The 18386-nt window shown below is 66.7% G+C and carries 17 protein-coding genes and 1 pseudogene; 8 read left to right on the plus strand and 10 right to left on the minus strand.

What is annotated here, in order from left to right; genetic code table 11:
• Window position 1: 1 nt before the first annotated feature.
• From trkA to dusB, 6 genes are all read right to left on the minus strand, one after another.
• Window positions 2-1378, minus strand: coding sequence for a Trk system potassium transporter TrkA (gene trkA / locus CRO07_RS14290; protein ID WP_097031348.1), 1377 nt, complete (start codon window positions 1376-1378; stop codon window positions 2-4).
• A gap of 55 nt (window positions 1379-1433) precedes the next feature.
• Window positions 1434-2864 carry a nitrogen assimilation response regulator NtrX gene (gene ntrX, locus CRO07_RS14295; RefSeq protein ID WP_097031349.1) on the minus strand — a complete coding sequence of 477 codons (1431 nt, stop codon included), beginning with the start codon at window positions 2862-2864 and terminating at the stop codon, window positions 1434-1436.
• A complete protein-coding gene (locus tag CRO07_RS14300) occupies window positions 2861-5128 on the minus strand; it encodes a sensor histidine kinase NtrY-like (RefSeq protein ID WP_097031350.1) in 2268 nt (755 codons plus the stop codon). Before CRO07_RS14300 ends, ntrX begins: the two co-directional genes overlap by 4 nt.
• Before the next feature lie 103 nt (window positions 5129-5231).
• Window positions 5232-6596, minus strand: coding sequence for a response regulator (locus tag CRO07_RS14305; RefSeq protein WP_097031351.1), 1365 nt, complete (start codon window positions 6594-6596; stop codon window positions 5232-5234).
• Window positions 6596-7702, minus strand: a complete 1107-nt coding sequence (locus tag CRO07_RS14310) for a two-component system sensor histidine kinase NtrB (protein WP_097031352.1) — start codon at window positions 7700-7702, stop codon at window positions 6596-6598. Before CRO07_RS14310 ends, CRO07_RS14305 begins: the two co-directional genes overlap by 1 nt.
• Window positions 7699-8679 carry a tRNA dihydrouridine synthase DusB gene (gene dusB, locus CRO07_RS14315; protein ID WP_097031353.1) on the minus strand — a complete coding sequence of 327 codons (981 nt, stop codon included), beginning with the start codon at window positions 8677-8679 and terminating at the stop codon, window positions 7699-7701. The genes CRO07_RS14310 and dusB overlap by 4 nt, the downstream gene beginning before the upstream one ends.
• 213 nt (window positions 8680-8892) lie before the next feature.
• Between dusB and CRO07_RS14320 the strand changes: the two genes are divergently transcribed.
• Genes CRO07_RS14320 through CRO07_RS14330 form a run of 3 tightly spaced genes read left to right on the plus strand, consistent with a single transcriptional unit; the run spans window position 8893 to window position 11026 of the window.
• Window positions 8893-10050, plus strand: a complete 1158-nt coding sequence (locus tag CRO07_RS14320; RefSeq protein ID WP_097031354.1) for a bifunctional 2-C-methyl-D-erythritol 4-phosphate cytidylyltransferase/2-C-methyl-D-erythritol 2,4-cyclodiphosphate synthase — start codon at window positions 8893-8895, stop codon at window positions 10048-10050.
• Window positions 10047-10544 carry a phosphatidylglycerophosphatase A family protein gene (locus CRO07_RS14325; protein WP_097031355.1) on the plus strand — a complete coding sequence of 166 codons (498 nt, stop codon included), beginning with the start codon at window positions 10047-10049 and terminating at the stop codon, window positions 10542-10544. Before CRO07_RS14320 ends, CRO07_RS14325 begins: the two co-directional genes overlap by 4 nt.
• Before the next feature lie 11 nt (window positions 10545-10555).
• Window positions 10556-11026 carry a CinA family protein gene (locus CRO07_RS14330; RefSeq protein ID WP_097031393.1) on the plus strand — a complete coding sequence of 157 codons (471 nt, stop codon included), beginning with the start codon at window positions 10556-10558 and terminating at the stop codon, window positions 11024-11026.
• A gap of 142 nt (window positions 11027-11168) precedes the next feature.
• Here the strand turns inward: CRO07_RS14330 and CRO07_RS14335 are convergent, their stop codons facing one another.
• Window positions 11169-11621, minus strand: coding sequence for a type II toxin-antitoxin system RatA family toxin (locus tag CRO07_RS14335; protein ID WP_097031356.1), 453 nt, complete (start codon window positions 11619-11621; stop codon window positions 11169-11171).
• Between the two features lie 91 nt (window positions 11622-11712).
• On the opposite strand from CRO07_RS14335, the gene hpt reads away from it, so the two are divergent.
• The 4 genes and pseudogenes from hpt to CRO07_RS18740 all read left to right on the plus strand — a co-directional run bounded on the left by hpt (window position 11713) and on the right by CRO07_RS18740 (window position 13309).
• Entirely contained in the window at window positions 11713-12258 is a 546-nt protein-coding gene (gene hpt, locus CRO07_RS14340) for a hypoxanthine phosphoribosyltransferase (protein WP_097031357.1), read from the plus strand.
• A complete protein-coding gene (locus tag CRO07_RS18735; RefSeq protein WP_176504583.1) occupies window positions 12255-12425 on the plus strand; it encodes a hypothetical protein in 171 nt (56 codons plus the stop codon). The genes hpt and CRO07_RS18735 overlap by 4 nt, the downstream gene beginning before the upstream one ends.
• A 315-nt stretch (window positions 12426-12740) precedes the next feature.
• Window positions 12741-12911 (plus strand): annotated as a pseudogene (locus CRO07_RS19135) (cytochrome c); the annotation flags it as partial.
• 86 nt (window positions 12912-12997) lie between these two features.
• Entirely contained in the window at window positions 12998-13309 is a 312-nt protein-coding gene (locus CRO07_RS18740; protein WP_176504582.1) for a hypothetical protein, read from the plus strand.
• A 136-nt stretch (window positions 13310-13445) separates the two neighbouring features.
• Here CRO07_RS18740 and lipA read toward each other — a convergent pair whose 3' ends face one another.
• The gene (lipA, locus tag CRO07_RS14350) at window positions 13446-14393 is read right to left on the minus strand and encodes a lipoyl synthase (RefSeq protein WP_097031358.1); all 948 of its coding nucleotides are present in this window, start codon (window positions 14391-14393) and stop codon (window positions 13446-13448) included.
• Between the two features lie 101 nt (window positions 14394-14494).
• Window positions 14495-15997 (minus strand): helicase HerA-like domain-containing protein, encoded by a 1503-nt coding sequence (locus CRO07_RS14355; RefSeq protein WP_097031359.1) that lies wholly within the window; start codon window positions 15995-15997, stop codon window positions 14495-14497.
• Window positions 15998-16488: 491 nt separating this feature from the next.
• Between CRO07_RS14355 and CRO07_RS14360 the strand changes: the two genes are divergently transcribed.
• Window positions 16489-17121, plus strand: coding sequence for an invasion associated locus B family protein (locus CRO07_RS14360; RefSeq protein ID WP_097031360.1), 633 nt, complete (start codon window positions 16489-16491; stop codon window positions 17119-17121).
• A 52-nt stretch (window positions 17122-17173) separates the two neighbouring features.
• Here the strand turns inward: CRO07_RS14360 and CRO07_RS14365 are convergent, their stop codons facing one another.
• Window positions 17174-18382 carry a beta-ketoacyl-[acyl-carrier-protein] synthase family protein gene (locus tag CRO07_RS14365; protein ID WP_097031361.1) on the minus strand — a complete coding sequence of 403 codons (1209 nt, stop codon included), beginning with the start codon at window positions 18380-18382 and terminating at the stop codon, window positions 17174-17176.
• Window positions 18383-18386: the final 4 nt, after the last annotated feature.

Below are 18386 nucleotides of genomic sequence, written 5' to 3' on the forward strand. Positions count from 1 at the left end.
GTCAGAAGAAGTCGATCGAGACTTGCAGAAGGCGTTGCACCTCCGGCACGTCCGCGGCCATACAGAACAGCGCGATCACATCGCCATCATCCACCCGCAGGTCGCCAGTGGGTTTCAGCACCCGGTCGCCCTTCATCACCGCGCCGACCAGCACGCCTTCGGGAAACTCGATGTCGCGGATATGGCGCCCGGCAAGCGGCGAGGTCGACAACACCTGCGCCTCGATCACCTCGGCCTCGGCGTCGCCCACCGAATAGATCGCCCGCACCCGGCCCTGCCGGACATGGCGCAGGATCGACGAAACGGTGGTGGCGCGCGGGTTGATATAGGCGTCGATGTCCAGGGCCTGCATCAGCGGGATCAGCGTGGGGTCGTTGACCAGAACGATGGCCATGGGACAGCCCGCCTGCTTGGCCCGGATCGCCACCAGCATGTTGGTCTTGTCGTCATCCGTCACCGCCAGCACCGCGTCGGTGCGGTCGATGTTGGCCTCCATCAGCAGATCCATGTCCAGACCGTCGCCGTTCAGCACGATGGTGCGTTCCAGCCCGTCGGCGGCGGCCTCGGCCTTGGCGCGGTTGCGCTCGATCACCTTGACCCGCACCCGGTCGGCGCGGCTTTCCAGCGCCTTGGCCACGGCAAGGCCCACATTGCCGCCGCCCACCACGATCACCCGTTCCTGCTTGCGGCTGGCCTTGCCGAAGATGTCCAGCGCGCGTGTCACATCCTCGGAATGGACGAAGACATAGACCTCGTCGCCGGCGAAAAGCTGGTCGCCCGGCTCTGGCACGAACAGCCGCCCTTCGCGGCGCACGCCCACCACGATGGCGCGCAGGCTGGTGAACAGCTCGTTCAACTGCCGAAGCGGCGTGTTCAGCACCGGGCATTCGTCGTCCAGCGCGATACCCAGAAGCTGCGCCTTGCCGTCCATGAAACTTTCGGTATCGAAGGTCGAGGGCGCGGCAAGCCGTTGCAGCGCGGCCTCGGCCACCTCTTTCTCGGGCGAGATCACCACGTCGATCGGCAGATGATCGCGGCGGTAAAGGTCGGAATAGATCGCATCCAGATAACTTTGCGCCCGCAGGCGGGCAATCTTTCGGGTGATGCCAAAGATCGAATGGGCCACCTGACAGGTGACCATGTTCACCTCGTCGGAATAGGTGGCGGCGATGATCATGTCGGCATCGCGCGCGCCGGCCTTTTCCAGCACGTCCGGGTAAGAGGCAAAACCCACCACACCCTGCACATCCAGCGTGTCGGTCGCCCGGCGCACCAGATCGGCATTGTTGTCCACCACCGTCACGTCGTTCTTCTCGCCCGACAGGTGACGCGCGATCTGCCAGCCGACCTGGCCGCTGCCGCAGATGATCACCTTCATGGCCCGGCCTCCGAGGTTTCAGGTCCGCCTTGCTTGGCAGAACGGCCCGCCGTGGTCAATCTGGCGCGCCGACGGCCTCATCTTCGTCGTCAAACTCGTCGTCCGTGCGCGACAGCCGCCCGCCGCCCTTGCCATTCGACACCACACCCAGCGATTTCAGTTTGCGGTGCAAGGCCGAGCGTTCCATGCCGACAAAGGCCGCGGTCCGGCTGATGTTGCCGCCGAAGCGGTTGATCTGGGTCAGCAGATATTCGCGTTCGAACAGCTCGCGCGCTTCGCGCAGGGGCAGCGTCGCCAGCGCGCCGCCCAGCACCAGACGCCCTTCTTCGCCCGGCGCTTCGGTTCCGGGCAGTTCGCGCGCCTCGATCGGCCCCGAGCCGTCGCCCAGGATCAGCACCCGTTCGATCACATTGCGCAACTGGCGCACGTTGCCGGGCCAGGGCATGGTCTGCAACATCGCCTCGGCGTCCTCGGTCAGGTCGCGCAGCGGCAGGCCCTGGCTGCGGTGGAACATCTCGATGAAATGGCGCGCCAGCATCGGGATATCCTCGCGCCGGTCCGACAGCGCCGGCACCTCGATCGGGACCACGTTCAGCCGGTCGTACAGTTCCTGCCGGAAGCGGCCGGCGGCGATCTCGGCGCGCAGGTCGCGGGTGGTGGACGAGATCACCCGAAGATCGACCCGCACCTTGTCGCCACCGCCCAGCCGGGTGAACTGCTGTTCGACCAGCACGCGCAGGATCTTGGACTGGGTTCCCAACGGCATGTCGGCCACTTCGTCGAAATAGACGATGCCGCCATGTGCCTGTTCCAGCAAACCCTGTTCCAGGCCGCGCTCGGGGGTTTCGCGGCCGAACAGGACTTCCTCCATCCGGTCCGGCTCGATCGTGGCAGAGGAAACGGTGATGAACGGCGCCCCCGCCCGGTTGGAATTGGCATGGATGAAGCGCGCGGCCATTTCCTTGCCCGATCCGGCGGGGCCCGACAGCATCACCCGGCCGTTCGACTTGGTGACCTTGTCAAGCTGCGCCTTCAAGAGCCGGAACGCGGTCGAGCCGCCCAGCATTTCCGAGGCCGTCACGTCGCGCCGGCGCAGGTCGCTGTTTTCACGCCGCAGCCGCGAGGTTTCCATCGCGCGACTGACCACCACCATCAACTGATCGATATTGAACGGCTTTTCGATGAAGTCATAGGCGCCCTGCTTGATCGCGGCCACCGCGATCTCGATATTGCCATGGCCCGAGATGATGACCACCGGCACGTCGGGGTTGTCGCGCTTTGTCCGTTTCAGGATGTCGATCCCGTCCATCCGGCTATCCTTCAGCCAGATATCCAGGATCATCAGCGCCGGCGGCTCGGCGTTGATCGCGGCCATGCAATCGTCGGAATTGGCGGCAAGGCGGACCGAAAAGCCTTCGTCGCGCAGGATGTCTCCGATCAGTTCGCGAATGTCTTTTTCGTCGTCGACGATCAGGATGCTGCTCATGGTTCCACCTGTGTCATCTCGTCAGTTCTGGCACGCGCACGCTGGCGCAGAAGGCGCGGCAGACGGATCTCGGCCAGGGCGCCGCGGTGCCCGTCGGCCGCAAAAGGCTCGGCGTCGGTCAGGGTCAGGCTGCCGCCATGTTCCTCGATGATCTTCTTCACGATGGGCAGGCCAAGGCCGGTGCCCTTTTCGCGCGTCGTGACGTAAGGCTCGAACAGCCGGGTCCGGTCCTGGGGAAGGCCGGTGCCATTGTCAGCGATGCGGATCAGCGCCTGTTCGTCGTCGGTGGCAAGGCTGACGCGGATTTCCGGTTGCCAGCCCGAGGGCGCGGTGGGCGCGCGGGCCTCGATCGCCTCGCCTGCGTTCTTGATCAGATTGGTCAGCGCCTGACCGATCATCGTGGCATCCACATCGACCGGCCAGGGCGCGGCGGGCAGATCGGCCACAATGCGCACGCCGGGCTGGCCGGCCTCTTGCAACACAACCGCGTCGCGCGTCAGCTTGACCAGATCGGTCTCGCGGCGGTCGGGTTCGGGCATCCGGGCGAACTTGGAAAACTCGTCCACGATCCGGCGCAGGTCGTTCGTCTGACGGATGATGACATCGGCATACTGGTCCAGATCGCCGGCCTGTTCGCCCACCAGCGGGCGGAACTTGCGCTTGATGCGTTCGGCCGAAAGCTGGATCGGCGTCAGCGGGTTCTTGATCTCATGCGCGATGCGGCGGGCCACATCGCCCCAGGCCGCCATCCGCTGCGCCGAGACCAGGTCGGTCACATCGTCAAAGGCCACGACATAGCCTTCCAGCCGGCCGCTTTCGCTGCGACGCGGGCTCATCCGGACCAGAAGGCTTTCGAGCCGCCCCTTGCGGATCAACCGGATTTCCTCCTGAACGGCGGGCGCGCCACCATCCCTGAGCCTCTCGAACAGGGCGGCAAATTCGGGCACCGCCGAGGCCAGCGGCATGTTGCCGCTTTCGGGCAGTTCCAGCAGCCTCTCGGCCGCGCGGTTGACGAAATCGACCTGTCCCACCGCATCCAGACCGATCACCCCCGCCGTCACCGACGACAGCACCGAATCGAACAGACGGCGGCGCAGCTCGGTCTGGCGATTGTTGTCCATCAGCGCATCGCGCTGCCCTTTCAGTTGCCGGGTCATCTGGTTGAACAGCCGGCCCAGCATGGCGATTTCGTCGTCGCCTTCCTCTTCGGGCACCTGCACATCCAGATCGCCGCCGCCCACCCGCTGCGCCGCCCCCGCCAGCCGGCCGACAGGGCGCGACAGGCGTTCGGCAAACCAGAACCCCAGCCAGACGGCGGCCAGGATCAGGATCAGCGCAAAGCCCAGATACAGCAGCCCGAATTCGAACAGCATCCGGCCGCGCTCGGCCTCAAGCTGATGATAGAGCGCGACCGTTTCGCGGGTGTCGTCCAGCAGCGCCAGGATCGAGCCGTCGACCGTGCGCGAGACATAAAGAAAGCGGTCGGGATAGGCGTCCAGATGCACCAGCGCGCGGAATTCGTTGTTGGCCCAATCCTGGATCAGCACCGACTCGCCCGCACGGGCACGGGCGATCTGATCGGCCGAGGGCTTTTCGAAATCGAACAGGTAGCTGCGCTCGCCCCGGGTGCGCAACTCGCCGCCGCCGTCGATCAGGAAGGCTTCGCGCAAGCCGCGCTGGATGCGTTCCTGCCCCTGGGTCAGCAGCGGCCGCAACTGATCGTCGCGCAGGAAAAAGGTCGATTGCTTGGCCACGTTCAGATAGGCCGCCAGCGCCTCGGCATCTTCCAGCAGGTCGCGGCGGTGTTCTTCCTGATAGGCCTCGGCCGCTTCCAGCGAAGCCCCCACCACCTGCCGCACCCGGTCCGAGAACCAGCCTTCAAGGCCCACGTTCACCGTCAGCATGGCAAAGACCGCAACCAGAACCGTCGGGATCAGCGCCAGCACCGCAAAGGTGCGCACCAGCCGCAGATGCAGCCGCGAACCCGCCGACTGGCTGCGCCGGTCCGACATCATCCGCCCGATGCGCGCCAGCACCAGCGCCGCCACCACCAGCACATAGACCAGATCCGCCAGCAGCACGAACCGCAGCAGAGGCGAGCTTGCCCCCTGATCCATCGGACCCAGCGCAAGGAAGGTCGCCGCCGTCAGCAGCGGTGCCAGAACCACCAGCCCGAACGCCATGACGTTCTGAAACCGACGCTGCCGGCGCAGCCGCGCCAGCCTGATCCAGGTGTTGCTGCGCGCAGCCACTGTCGTCCGCACGGATCGCCGTCCCGCCTCATCGGGGGGCGGTTTGTCCGCCCTTCCCGGTTCAAGGCGCCACGCCGCAGAAAGTGCCCGCGAAGCAACGCCGCCTGTTGCTGTTTTACATCAGCTTGCGGCGGCGTGTCACGCGAATATCGAGGTCGGTGATCTTCTTGCGCAAGGTATTGCGGTTGATGCCTAGAAGATCGGCACATTTGGCCTGATTGCCGGCGGTGGCATCCAGCGCGATCTCGATCAGCGGCGCCTCGACCTCGCGCAGGATGCGCTGATAGACGCCGGGGGGCGGCAGCGCGCCGCCATGCAGGTCAAAGTAGCGCCGCAGGTGCCGCGCCACCGACGAGGACAGCTTCTCGCCCTCGCCGCCGCCTTTCAGCGGCTCCATCGCGGGCTGGTTGCCAAGCACGGCCTCGACTTCGGCGCGGGTGATGTCGGCCTCGGCCGAGGTGACCATCAGCCGCCGCAGGGTGTTTTCCAGTTGCCGCACATTGCCGGGCCAGCTGTAGGCGCGCACCAGATCGCGCGCCTCGTTCGACAGCCGCCGCGTCGCGCCCAGATCACGCTCGCCACGCGCAAGGAAATGGTCCGCCAGAAGCGGAATGTCATCCACCCGTTCACGCAACGACGGCACATGCAGCGTGACGCCGCCCAGCCGATAGAACAGATCCTGCCGGAAACTGCCCTGCTCCAGCCGCGAGGCCAGATCGACCTGACTGGTCGACATGATCCGGGGCGCGTTGTCGCCCATCATGTCCAGCATCCGCACGATGCGGGCCTGAGTTTCCTCGTCGTAGTCGGCCACCTCGTCAAACACCAGACTGCCGCCCTTGGCCCGCGCCAGCAACGAGGCCGGGCCTTCCACCCATTGCAGATCCGCCGCCTGCGCGACAACGAAGGGCAGCGTGCGGCGGTCGGAAAAATCGTGGATCGCCCGGGCGATCAAAGACTTGCCGGTGCCGGATTCGCCAGTGACCAGCACGGGCAGATCGGTGTTCATCACCCGCGCCACCAGCCGATACAGCGCCTGCATCGCCTGCGTGCGCCCCACCAGCGGCAGATCGTCCCCCGCCTCGCGCGGGGCCGCGGCCTTGACCGGCGCGCGGCGCTTCAGATCCAGCGCGCGGGCCGATCGTTTCATCAGATCGGGCAGATCGAAGGGTTTGGGCAGATAGTCATAGGCTTCGGCCTCGGCGGCCTGAATCGCGGTCATGATGGTGTTCTGCGCCGAGATCACGATCACCGGCAGACCCGGCCGCAGCTTGGAAATCCGCGGCAGCGCCTCGAGCCCGTTGCCATCGGGCATGATGACATCCGAGATCACCAGATCGCCCTTGCCCTCTTCGACCCAGCGCATCAGCGTCATCAGGCTGGAGGTCGCATGCACCTTGCAGCCGGCCCGCGTCAGCGCCTGCGTCAGCACCGTGCGGATCGTGCGATCGTCGTCCGCCACCAGAACCGTGCCGTCCATCACTTCACCTCCATGTCGTTCGACGCCGCTTCCCGGGGCGCCACCGGCAGCGAAACCCGGAACACGGTCCGTCCGGGCACGGAATCGACGGAGATCCATCCGCCATGGTCTGAAATGATCTTGTTGACCAGCGCCAGACCAAGGCCGGTGCCGTTCTCGCGGCCCGACACGAAGGGCTCGAAGATTGCCTTGGCGATGTCGGGGTTGATGCCGGGGCCATCGTCGACGATCTCGACCTGCAACGGCAGCGCGCTGCCGGTGCCGTCATTGCGCCGCAGCCGCAGAGAGATGTCGTAGAAGGTGCGCAGCCGGATGTGCCCGCCCTTTGACCCCGCAGCTTCCGATGCGTTCTTGATCAGGTTCAGGAACACCTGCATCAACTGATCGGGATCGGCGTGGGTCGCCGGCAACGAGGGGTCGTATTCCTCGGTGATGCGCATCTTGGCGGCAAAACCCACCGCGGCCGATTTGCGCGCCCGGTCCAGCGCATCGTGGATGTTCACCGCGCGCCGTTCCGGCGGACGCAGGTTGCCGAACTGTTCGACCTGTTCCAGCAGTTTCACGATGCGGCGGGTTTCCTCGACAATCAGATCGGCCAGTTCGCGATCCTCGGGCGACAGGTTCATCGCCAGAAGCTGCGCGGCGCCGGAAATGCCCGCCAGCGGGTTCTTGATCTCATGCGCCAGCATCTCGGCCATGCCGATCGCGGATTTCGCCGCCGATTTCGCGGCCGAGGCGCGGCCCAGCCGGTCGGCGATCTCGCGCGGGGCGATCAGCAGCATGACGATGCCGGGATTGTCGTTCAGCGGCGCAAGCTGGATGTTGCATTGCACCGGAGGACGCTCGCCCGAGGTCACATCGACATCGTTGATGAAGATCGGTGACTGGTTGGTGCGGGCGCGGGCGATGGCCTCGTCCACCGGCGCGTCGATGTGCAGGCGGTCAAACGCGGGCTGGCCCATCAGGCTTTTCGACGAAGCGTTCAGGAAGGTCTCGGCGGCGGGGTTCGATTCGATGATCCGGCCCGCGGGATCGATCAGCACCGCAGGCAGGGGCAGGCTGGCCCAGATCACCCCCGGCACGGGATAGGGTTGGCGGAAACTCATGCGGCGACCCTTTCCTGTTCGCCAAAGGCGCGCCGCAGGGCAGCGATGACCGCGGCCGGGCTGGTGCCGGTGACGACGGGGCTGCGATGCGCGGCAAGGCCCGCGGCTTCGAGATACCAGTTCAAATGCTTGCGCGCGACGCGCAGGCCAAGATCAGCGCCGTAGAAGGACAGGATGTCCTCGTAATGGCCGATGACCAGATCGGCGAGAGCCTCGCCCTGCGGCACATCCGGTGCGGGCAGGCCGCCCAGATCGGCCGCGATCTGCGCCAGAAGCCAGGGCCGGCCCTGCGCCCCCCGCCCCACCATGACGCCCACCGCGCCGGACGCGGCCAGCGCCGCCCGCGCGCGGGCGGGCGAGGTGATGTCGCCATTGGCCACCACCGGGATGTCGACCGCCTGCGTCACGGCGCGGATGGCGTGCCAGTCGGCGGCGCCGGCATAGAACTGGCAGCGGGTGCGGCCGTGGATGGTGATCAGCGCGACGCCCGCCTGTTCGGCCTGCCGGGCAATGTCGGCGGCGTTCATCAGGGTTTCGTCCCAGCCCAACCGGGTTTTCAGCGTGACCGGCACCTTGACCGCCGCCACCACCGCCTCGATCAGGCGCAGCGCGCGGTCGGGTTCGCGCATCAAGGCCGATCCCGACCAGCCGTTCGTCACCCGTTTCGACGGGCAGCCCATGTTGATGTCGATGATCCGTGCGCCCTGCGCCTCGACCATGCGGGCGGCCTCGGCCATCCAATGCGGGTCCGAGCCCGCGATCTGCACCGCGGTCGCAGCTTCGGTGGCGCCGATCTCGGCGCGGGCGCGGGCCTCGGGGGCGGCGGTGACCATCTCGCGGCAGGCGACCATTTCGGACACCACAAGGCCCGCGCCGAACCTTGCGACAAGGCGGCGGAACGGCAGATCGGTGATCCCTGCCATCGGAGCAAGGATCACCGGAGGGTCAACCGGAAGCTGTGCGATGCGAAGAGACAACTGCCTAATCCTTGTGCGTCAGCCCTCAGGTAAATCGGGCGTGGGTGGGAACACAATTCACGCTGTCGGGTGAACTGCCGGAAAATGATGCTTTGCCTATTTATTGGGCGCCTTTACTCAATGTGCCGCCATTTGGATACTCCCCGCGACAGGAGGGGCGATTGCCCCCCGCCCTGCCTTCGCCTAGAGCTTCCGGCAAAAGGATGTCGAGCCATGAGCACAGCCGCAATCATCGTTGCCGCCGGACGCGGCACAAGGGCCGGCGGAGATCTGCCGAAACAATGGCAGGATCTGCGGGGCCAGCCCGTTCTGGCCCATTCGCTGGCAGCGTTCCGCGCGGCGCCCGGAATCGCCCGCGTGGTGCTGGTGATCCACCCGGACGACCGCGACCGCGCCGCGGCGCTGGGCGGCGCGGTGGATCTGGTCGAGGGCGGCGCCTCGCGCGATGCATCGGTGCGCAATGCGCTGGAATCGCTGGCGGGGTCGGACGTGACGCGGGTGCTGATCCATGACGGGGCGCGGCCGCTCGTGTCGCAGGCGCTGATCGCGCGGCTGATCGCGGCGCTGGATCAGGGGCCAGGGGCGGCGCCGGCGGTGCCGGTGACGGATGCGCTGTGGCGCGGCGAGGCGGGCCGGGTCGCCGGGACCCAGGACCGCACGGGACTGTTTCGCGCCCAGACGCCACAGGCCTTTCACTTCGACGCGATCCTTGCCGCGCATCGCGCCCATCCGGGCGGCGCGGCCGACGATGTCGAGGTGGCCCGGGCGGCGGGTCTTGAGGTCGTCATCGTCGAAGGGGACGAGGACAATCTGAAAGTGACCTATCCCGGCGATTTCGCCCGGGCCGCACGATCGTTGAAAGACAGACTGTTGAATGACAAGGAGACTGCAATGGACATCCGCACCGGCAATGGCTTTGACGTGCATGCATTCGGGCCGGGCGATCACGTCTGGCTGTGCGGGGTGCGCGTGCCGCATCACCGCGGGCTGATCGGCCATTCCGACGCCGATGTGGGGATGCATGCGCTGACCGACGCGATCTATGGCGCGCTGGCCGAAGGCGATATCGGCACCCATTTCCCGCCGTCGGACCCGCAGTGGAAGGGCGCCGCATCCGAGATTTTCCTGCGCCATGCGATGGGCCGGGTGGCCGAGCGCGGATTTGTCCTGACCAACTGCGATGTGACGCTGATCTGCGAACGGCCGAAGATCGGCCCGATGGCGGCGGCGATGCGTGAGGCGCTGGCCGGGATCATGGGGATCGAGATCGGGCGGATCTCGGTCAAGGCCACCACATCCGAAAAGCTGGGCTTCACCGGGCGCGAGGAAGGCATCGCGAGCCTTGCCTCGGTCACGCTGCTTCAGGCATGAAACTGTCGCGCGCGATCTGCATCGTCGGCGGCGCGGGACTGCTGAAGCCCGCGCCGGGGACATGGGCCTCGGCCTTGGCGGTGGCGGCGGGGCTGGTGCTGCATGGGCTGGGGCATTTCCCGCTGCTGCTGGCGGCGACGCTGGTGGTCTGTGGTCTGGGCCTGTGGGCGGTGCGCGAGGAGTTGACGCTGCGCCCGCATGCCGACCCGCCCGAATTCGTCATCGACGAGGTGGCCGGCCAGTGGATCGCGCTGGCGTTCCCGTCCTGCGCCTTCTGGCTGATGGGGCTGGACAGCTGGACCTTCCCCTACCCCGCCTTTGTCGCGGCCTTCCTGTTCTTCCGGCTGTTCGATATCTGGAAGCCCTGGATCATCGGCCGGGCCGACCGGCGCGAGGACTGGATCGGGCTGATGGCCGATGACCTGCTGGCCGGTCTTTTCGCCGGTGTGGCGACGATGATCGCGGCCGGCATCGCACATGGAGTTCTGATGTGAGCGCAGACACTGTGACCGCGGACGAGATCCTTCGGCGCGCCCGCGCTTTGGGGGTCACCATCGCCACCGCCGAAAGCTGCACCGGCGGGATGATCTCGGCCGCGCTGACCGAGGTGGCGGGATCGTCCGACATGTTCGACCGCGGGTTCGTGACCTATTCCAACGCCGCCAAGATCGAGATGCTGGGGGTGGGCGAGGCGATGATCAGCCATTATGGCGCGGTCTCGGAGGAGGTCGCGCGCGAGATGGCCGAAGGGGCGCTGGAGCGATCGGGCGCGACACTGGCGGTGGCGGTGACCGGCATCGCCGGGCCCGGCGGGTCCGAGGTCAAGCCCGAGGGCCGGGTTTGTTTCGCGCTGGCCGAGCGGGATCTTCCGACGTTCACCGAAACGATGGAGTTCGGCGCGCTGGGGCGTGCCGAGGTGCGGCAGGCCACGGTGCGCCACGCGCTGGCGCTGTTGGCGGGCGGGCTGGAGGGCTGATCGAGCCCGACTGCATCCGTGGTGCGAAGGGGGGCTTGAGTGCGAGGGGGGCCGGCGTGGAAGCGGGGGGCTGTCTGCCCCCCGCGCCCCCCGAGGATATTTGAGCCAGAATGAAGATGCGTGGGCTGGCCCGGTTCCCGGATCAGCGCGGGCCGTAAAGGGTCAGGGCGCGTTTTTCGAAGGCCCGGACGATGCGGTGCATGGCTTCGTTGAAGACCACGCCGATGATTCCCTGAAGGATCGCATTGCGGAATTCGAAATCGACGAAGAAATCGACCTCGCAGCTTCCGCCGGGACGGTCGTGGAACACCCAGGACGAGCGCATGTATTTGAACGGGCCGTCGAGATATTCGGTTTCGATGCGCTTTGCCTCGGGGAAGAGTTTCACCCGGCTGCCGAAGCGTTCGCGAAACACCTTGAAGGAGATGACCAGGTCGGCCTCCATCAGTTCGCCGCCCTGGATGGGTTTGCGCGAGCGGATGCGGGCGGCGCTGTTCCACGGCAGGAACTGGGGATAGCGTTCGACGTCGGCGACCAGATCGTACATTTCCCGGGCGCTCCAGGGCAGCGGGCGGGATTCGGAATGGGTGGGCATCGCGGCGTTCGGTCCTTGGGGTCTCGGCCCTTGCGGGCGTGACTTGCCGGGCGTTTCTGGATAAAGGGGCGGCAGGATGCAAGGGGGCGCCATGCCGACGAGACCTTATGTCATAGATCAGATGATCTCGGCCAAGCAGATCGCGGCGCGGGTTGAGATTCTGGCGCGCGAGATCACGGCCCATTTTGCCGACAGCGAGAAGTTGGTGGTTGTCGGGCTGTTGCGCGGATCCTTCGTGTTCATCGCCGATCTGGTGCGCGAGATCCATCTGCCGGTCGAGGTCGATTTCCTGGAGGCATCGTCCTATGGCGATGCCATGACCTCGAGCCGCGAGGTGCGCATTCTGAAGGATCTGCGCGGCGAGATTGCGGGGCGTGATGTGCTGGTGGTCGAGGATATCGTCGATACCGGCTTTACGCTGTCCCATGTCGTGCGGCTTTTGCGGTCGCGCGAGCCGAAGCGACTGGAGGTCTGTGCGCTGCTGGACAAGCCATCGCGGCGCGAGGTGGACATTCGCGCGACCTGGACCGGGTTCGAGATCCCCGACGAGTTCGTCGTGGGCTATGGCATCGATTTCGCGCAACGGAACCGCAATCTGCCCTTTATCGGCAAAGTGCGCTTTCTGGAACAGGCATGAACCCGGTCTGGCTGTTGCGCATGGTGCGCTGGCTGCGCAGGCCGCCGTCGGTGGCGCGGGTGAAACTGGTGCTGGGGGTGGTCGCGGCCTGTCTGGTGCTGGTCGCGGTCGAGTGGGCGGTGGGCTGGCCCGAGGCGCTGGAGGTTCATCGGATCGCCCGGCCCTGAGGGCATCGGCGCGGATCACGACAATGTGGCGTCCGGGGATAAGGTTTATGGGCGGGACCGGGCGTGCCTTCTGCCCAAGCCAACCCAGCCACGAGACCGTATCGATGCGACCGATGTCCGTTCTCGTCCTGACCCTTGTCCGCTCGTTTCTGCCCCCGATGCCCGCCAGATCGAGCGGATGATCGAGGGCCGGCAGGGTCTGATGACGCTGATGGCGCATGATCGGGGCAAGCTTGGCGCGATGGCCAGGCAGGCCCCCCCTATGACGCCGCGACGGCGGCGCGGGCGGAGGCGAACCTTCTGGCGCTCTCCTCGGTGCTGAGCCCCGAGGTGTTCCGACAAGGATCGGGCGCAGGCGCGGCCGAGGGCAGCGAGGCGCGGCCCGCGATCTGGGAGAAGCCCAAGGATTTCGCGACGAAGATCGGGCAGTTGACCACAGCGGCGGATGCGATGCGGGCGGCGGCGCCGGGCAGCGATCTGGCTGCGGGTCAGGGTGCAATGCGTGATCTGGGGGCTGCCTGCGGCGCCTGTCACGAGACCTATCGGCAGCAAGGCCGAGAGGGTCGGCGCCGGTGCGCCTCTTGCTGGCGGGGCTGGCCGTTGCCGCGGCGGGTGCCGTTTGGCTTGGCCTGCCCGAACGCGGCGGTCCCGTATCGCTTGCCGGTCTGCCGCGCGATGCCGGGCGCGGCAAGCGGGTGTTCCGGGCGCGGGGTTGTGCGTCCTGTCACGCGGCGCCGGGCGCTGTGGGCGAGGATCGCCTGATCCTGTCGGGCGGGCTTCGGCGGACAAGCGCGTTCGGCACCGTCATGGTGCCGAACATCTCGCCCGACCCTACGCATGGGATCGGCGGCTGGCGCCTTGCCGCGCGATTGTCCGCGCCCTGACGCGGGGCCGGTGGCCGCCCCGGCACTGCCGCCGAAGGGGCATGAGGACGGGGCGCAGCGGGGGAATTACCAAAACGACATGCACCGGCTGCGGCCGACGCCCCTCAAGGACAGGGGCGCCCGGGAGCAGGTGGCGTCAACCGCCCAGCCGTGCCAGACGGGCCGCGCGCAGCCGGTCGAAATCGTCGCCCGCGTGATAGGAAGACCGTGTCAGCGGCGTGGCCGAAACCATCAGGAAGCCCTTGCCATAGGCCGCCTTTTCGTAGCCGGCAAATTCCTCGGGGGTCACGAAACGGTCGACGCGGTGGTGTTTGGGCGTGGGTTGAAGATACTGGCCGATGGTCAGGAAATCGATGTCGGCGGCGCGCATGTCGTCCATGACCTGCAAGACGCCCTGACGATCCTCGCCCAGACCGACCATGATGCCCGATTTGGTGAACAGCGACGGGTCGAGTTCCTTTGCGCGTTGCAGCAACCGCAGCGAGTGGAAATAGCGCGCGCCGGGACGCACTTCGGGGTAAAGGCCCGGCACGGTTTCCAGGTTGTGGTTGAACACATCCGGTTTCGCCGCCACCACGGTTTCCAGCGCGGCCGGGCCGCATTTCAGGAAATCGGGCACCAGAACCTCGATGGTCGTCGCCGGTGCGCGGTGGCGGATGGCGCGGATGGTCTGGGCGAAATGCTCGGCGCCGCCATCGTCCAGATCGTCACGGTCGACGCTGGTCACCACCACATGTTTCAGCCCAAGCTGGGCCACCGCATGGGCGACCCGGCCCGGCTCGAACGCATCAAGGGCCTCGGGCTTGCCGGTGGCGACGTTGCAGAACGAACAGCCCCGGGTGCAGATCTCGCCCATGATCATCATGGTGGCGTGGCCGAGGCTCCAGCATTCGCCGACATTGGGGCAGCCGGCTTCCTCGCAGACGGTGGACAGCTTCTGGCCGCGGATGATGTCGCGCGTCTCGCGGTAGCCCTCTGATCCGGGGGCCTTCACACGGATCCACGCGGGCTTTTTCGGCTGCGCATTGTCGGGGCGATGCGCTTTTTCGGGGTGGCGCTGGTCGGGGAGCTTCAGGTCGCGCACAGCTTTTCCGATCCTCTTGGCGACGGTCGGTGACGATATAATCCGCCGCGGTCGCGGAAGCCAGCCCGCTTGCGGGGATTGATACGACGGATGGCGGCCCCCTAGCGGCGGCGGGACAATGCGCCCAGCACCCCGCGAACCAGCGCCTGCCCGGCCCGCGATCCGATCTGACGCGCGAAACTTTTGGCAAAGGCATCCGCAACCGAATCGCCCCGGCCGGTCCTTGGCCGGGGGGGGCGCGCGGCGGTGCCGTCATATCGGCGGGCCAAGCGGAACTCGCGCTCGTCGGTCGCCTGTTGCGCGGCCTGGGCGGCACGGGCTGACAGGCGCTCGAAGGCGCTGTCGCGGTCAAGGGCGCGGTCGTATTTCCCCGCAAGATCCGATGCGGCGATCAGCGCGGCACGGCTGGCCGGCGGGATCGGGCCAAGCTGCGACGACGGCGGGCGGATCAGCGTGCGTTCCACCATGCCCGGCGCGCCCTTGGCATCCAGAAACGAGGTGACAGCCTCGCCGGTGCCGACCTCGCGGATGGCCGCTTCGGTGGCAAAGCGCGGGTTCGGCCGGTAGGTTTCGGCCGCCTGCCGCAGATTGCGCTGATCCTTGGCGGTGAAGGCACGCAGCGCGTGCTGCACCCGGTTGCCAAGCTGGCCAAGGATATCGGCCGGCACATCGCCCGGGCTTTGAGTCACGAAGAACACCCCCACCCCTTTCGAGCGGATCAGCCGGGCCACCTGTTCGATCCGGTCCACCAGCGCCTTGGGGGCATCGTCGAACAGCAGATGCGCCTCGTCGAAAAACAGCACCAGCTTCGGCTTGTCGGGGTCGCCCACCTCGGGCAGTTCCTCGAACAGTTCCGACAAAAGCCATAGCAGGAAAGTCGCATAAAGCCGCGGCGCCTGCATCAACCGGTCGGCGGCAAGGATGCCGATCCGCCCTCGCCCGTCGGGGGCAAGCCGCATCAGATCGGCCAGATCCAGTGCGGGTTCCCCAAAGAGCCGGGCGCCGCCCTCGCCTTCGAGCATCAACAGCCGGCGCTGGATCGCACCCACCGAGGCGGTCGACACCAGCCCGTAACGCGCCGAGACCGCCGCCGCATTTTCCGCGACAAAGGTCAGCATCGATTGCAGATCCTTCAGATCCAGCAGCGCCAGCCCCTCGTCGTCGGCCATGCGGAAGGCCACGTTCAGCACGCCTTCCTGCGGCTCGGTCAGGTCCAGCAGGCGGGCGATCAGCAGGGGGCCCATCTCGGTGACGGTGGTGCGCACCGGATGGCCCTGTTCGCCGAAGATGTCCCAGAAGGTCACCGGAAAGGCGGTATAGTGCAGATCCAGCCCGATAGTGGCCGCGCGATGCTGGAACGGCGCATGCAGTTTCGACATGGGGCTGCCCGGCAGCGCAAGGCCGGCCAGATCGCCCTTCACATCGGCCAGAAACACCGGCACCCCGGCCGCCGAAAAGCCCTCGGCCAGCGCCTGAAGCGTCACGGTCTTGCCGGTGCCGGTCGCGCCCGCCACCAGCCCGTGCCGATTGGCGGTTCGCAACAACAGCCGCTGCGGCTCGGCATGGCCCTCGCCGCCACCGCCAAGGAAGATGCTGTCGCCCATGACGCCCCCCGCGCAAGTTCCGTTCGCGGCAACAATACATCCTTAAATCATTCCTGCCAGTATGGGCCTTGTCGGGGTTTCGTGCCTTGCCCCGACGTTCCTTCCTGCTGGAACTGAACTTGCCGCGCCTTTCCGAAGGCGCGGTTTTTCTTGTCTTTTCGCCAGTTGGCCCCCTGCCGATTCGCGGTTGACGCACCCTGATTTAGCCCTTAGCGTCCGTTCAGAAGATGTCGGCCAGTCCGACAGGGAGCAAAATTGACGCAGAAAAGGGCCGCATTGCCGGCCCTTTTCGCTTTCCGGCACGATGGTGGCCCCGACAGGACAGACCATCCTTGCCTTGCGTCGGGTACCCGCCGATCCTGTTGCCCGCAGCAAGGCCCCTGCCCGGCGCCGATCGCCTGCCCGGCTTCGTGCTTTGCACGAATGGCACCTGACAGCACCGGGCTGCCATGCTACAGCGCGCCCGACATCATGTGAGGACAGGATCGCGCATGTCGAGCAAGCATCTGAACACACTCTGCGTCATGGCCCTTGGGCTTGGCCTTGCACAGGCCGTCTGGGCGCAAGAGACCCCCGCGCCTGACGCGGCCCCCGCCGCCGAAGCCGGCGCGGACGCCCTGTCGATGGGCAAAGAGCAAGCGGCGCCCGATGGCCCGGGCACGGTCTTTGTGGCCGCCACCCACGGCGACTGGGAACAGCGGTGCGTCCGCACCGAAGACGGCGCCGACCCGTGCCAGCTGTACCAGCTTCTGAAAGACGGCGAGGGCAATTCCGTCGCCGAAATCAGCATGTTCGCGCTGCCCGACGGCCAGAAGGCCGCCGCTGGCGCCACGATCATCGCGCCGCTGGAAACGCTGCTGACCGCCAATCTGTCGCTGAAGATCGACGCGGCGCAGCCCAAGGTCTACCCGTTCACCATGTGCAACCGGGCTGGCTGCATGGCGCGTGTGGGCTTCACCGCCGCGGAAGTCGAGTCGTTCAAGAAGGGCAACAAGGCGGTGATCACCATCGTTCCCGCCGTGGCACCGGATCAGAAAGTGGCGCTTGACGTGTCTCTGAAGGGCTTTACCGCGGGCTATGACGCCGTGAAGGCCGCGAACGAGGCAAAACCCGCGCAGGACTGATCCTGCCACCGGCACCCCATCGCGCCGCCCCCACCGGGGCGGCGCTTTTCTGTCAGACCCGCCGCAATGCCAGAACCGCGTTCAGACCGCCAAAGGCGAAGGCATTCGACAGCACCACATCCACCTTCGCCTGACGCGCCACATTGGGCACCACATCCAGCGCACATTCCGGGTCGGGTTCCTCATAGCCGATGGTGGGGGCGATCACCCCCTCGCGCAGCGCCATGATGCAGGCCAGAAGCTCGACCGCGCCGGTTCCGCCGATCAGATGACCATGCATCGACTTGGTGGACGAGATCATCAGCCGGTCGGCATGATGGCCGAACACATCCGCCACCGCGGCACATTCGGTCTTGTCGTTCGCCGCCGTGCCGGTGCCATGGGCGTTGATATAGCCCACATCCTCGGGGTTCAGCCGTGCGTCGCGCAACGCCCCCGCCATCGCCCGCGCCGCGCCGTGCTTGGACGGCAGCACGATGTCGGACGCATCCGCCGTCATGGCAAAGCCGATCACCTCGGCCAGAATCTCGGCGCCGCGGGCCCGCGCATGGTCATAGTCCTCGAACACGAAGACGGCCGCGCCCTCGCCCTGCACCATGCCATTGCGATTGGCCGAGAACGGCCGGCAGGCGTCTTTCGACATCACGCGCAGCCCCTCCCATGCCTTGATGCCACCGAAACACAGCATCGCTTCCGAACCGCCCGTCAGCATCGCCCGCGTCAGCCCCGAGCGGATCATGTGGAACGCCTGCCCCATGGCATGGTTGGAACTGGCACAGGCGGTGGCCACGGTGAAGGACGGCCCCTTCAGTTGAAACTCCATCGACAGATGCGAGGCGGCGGCGTTGTTCATCAGCTTTGGCACGACGAAGGGATGGACGCGGTTTTTCCCTTCCTCATAGACCGCGCGGTAATTCTCATCCGAGGTGGTCAGCCCGCCGCCGGCCGTGCCAAGGATCACGCCGCTTTCATAGGAAAGATCGCCGGCGAAATTCAGCCCCGATTGCGCCACCGCCTCGCGCGCGGCCAGAAGGGTGAACTGGGTGAAGCGATCGTAAAGCACGATCTGCTGCCGGTTGAAGTGGCTTTCGGGGTTCCAGTCATGGACCTGCCCGCCGATCTGGATCGCCAGCCGGTCCTTGTCGCGGATATCCAGATCGGAAATGCCGCAGCGCCCTTCGCGGAAGGCCGCAAGTGTGCCGGCAACGTCGTGCGCCAGCGGGTTGATCGTGCCGGCGCCCGTGATGACAACTCTTTTCATGTGT

Origin of the sequence: Cereibacter ovatus, assembly GCF_900207575.1 — a bacterium.
Classification (GTDB): domain Bacteria; phylum Pseudomonadota; class Alphaproteobacteria; order Rhodobacterales; family Rhodobacteraceae; genus Cereibacter_A; species Cereibacter_A ovatus.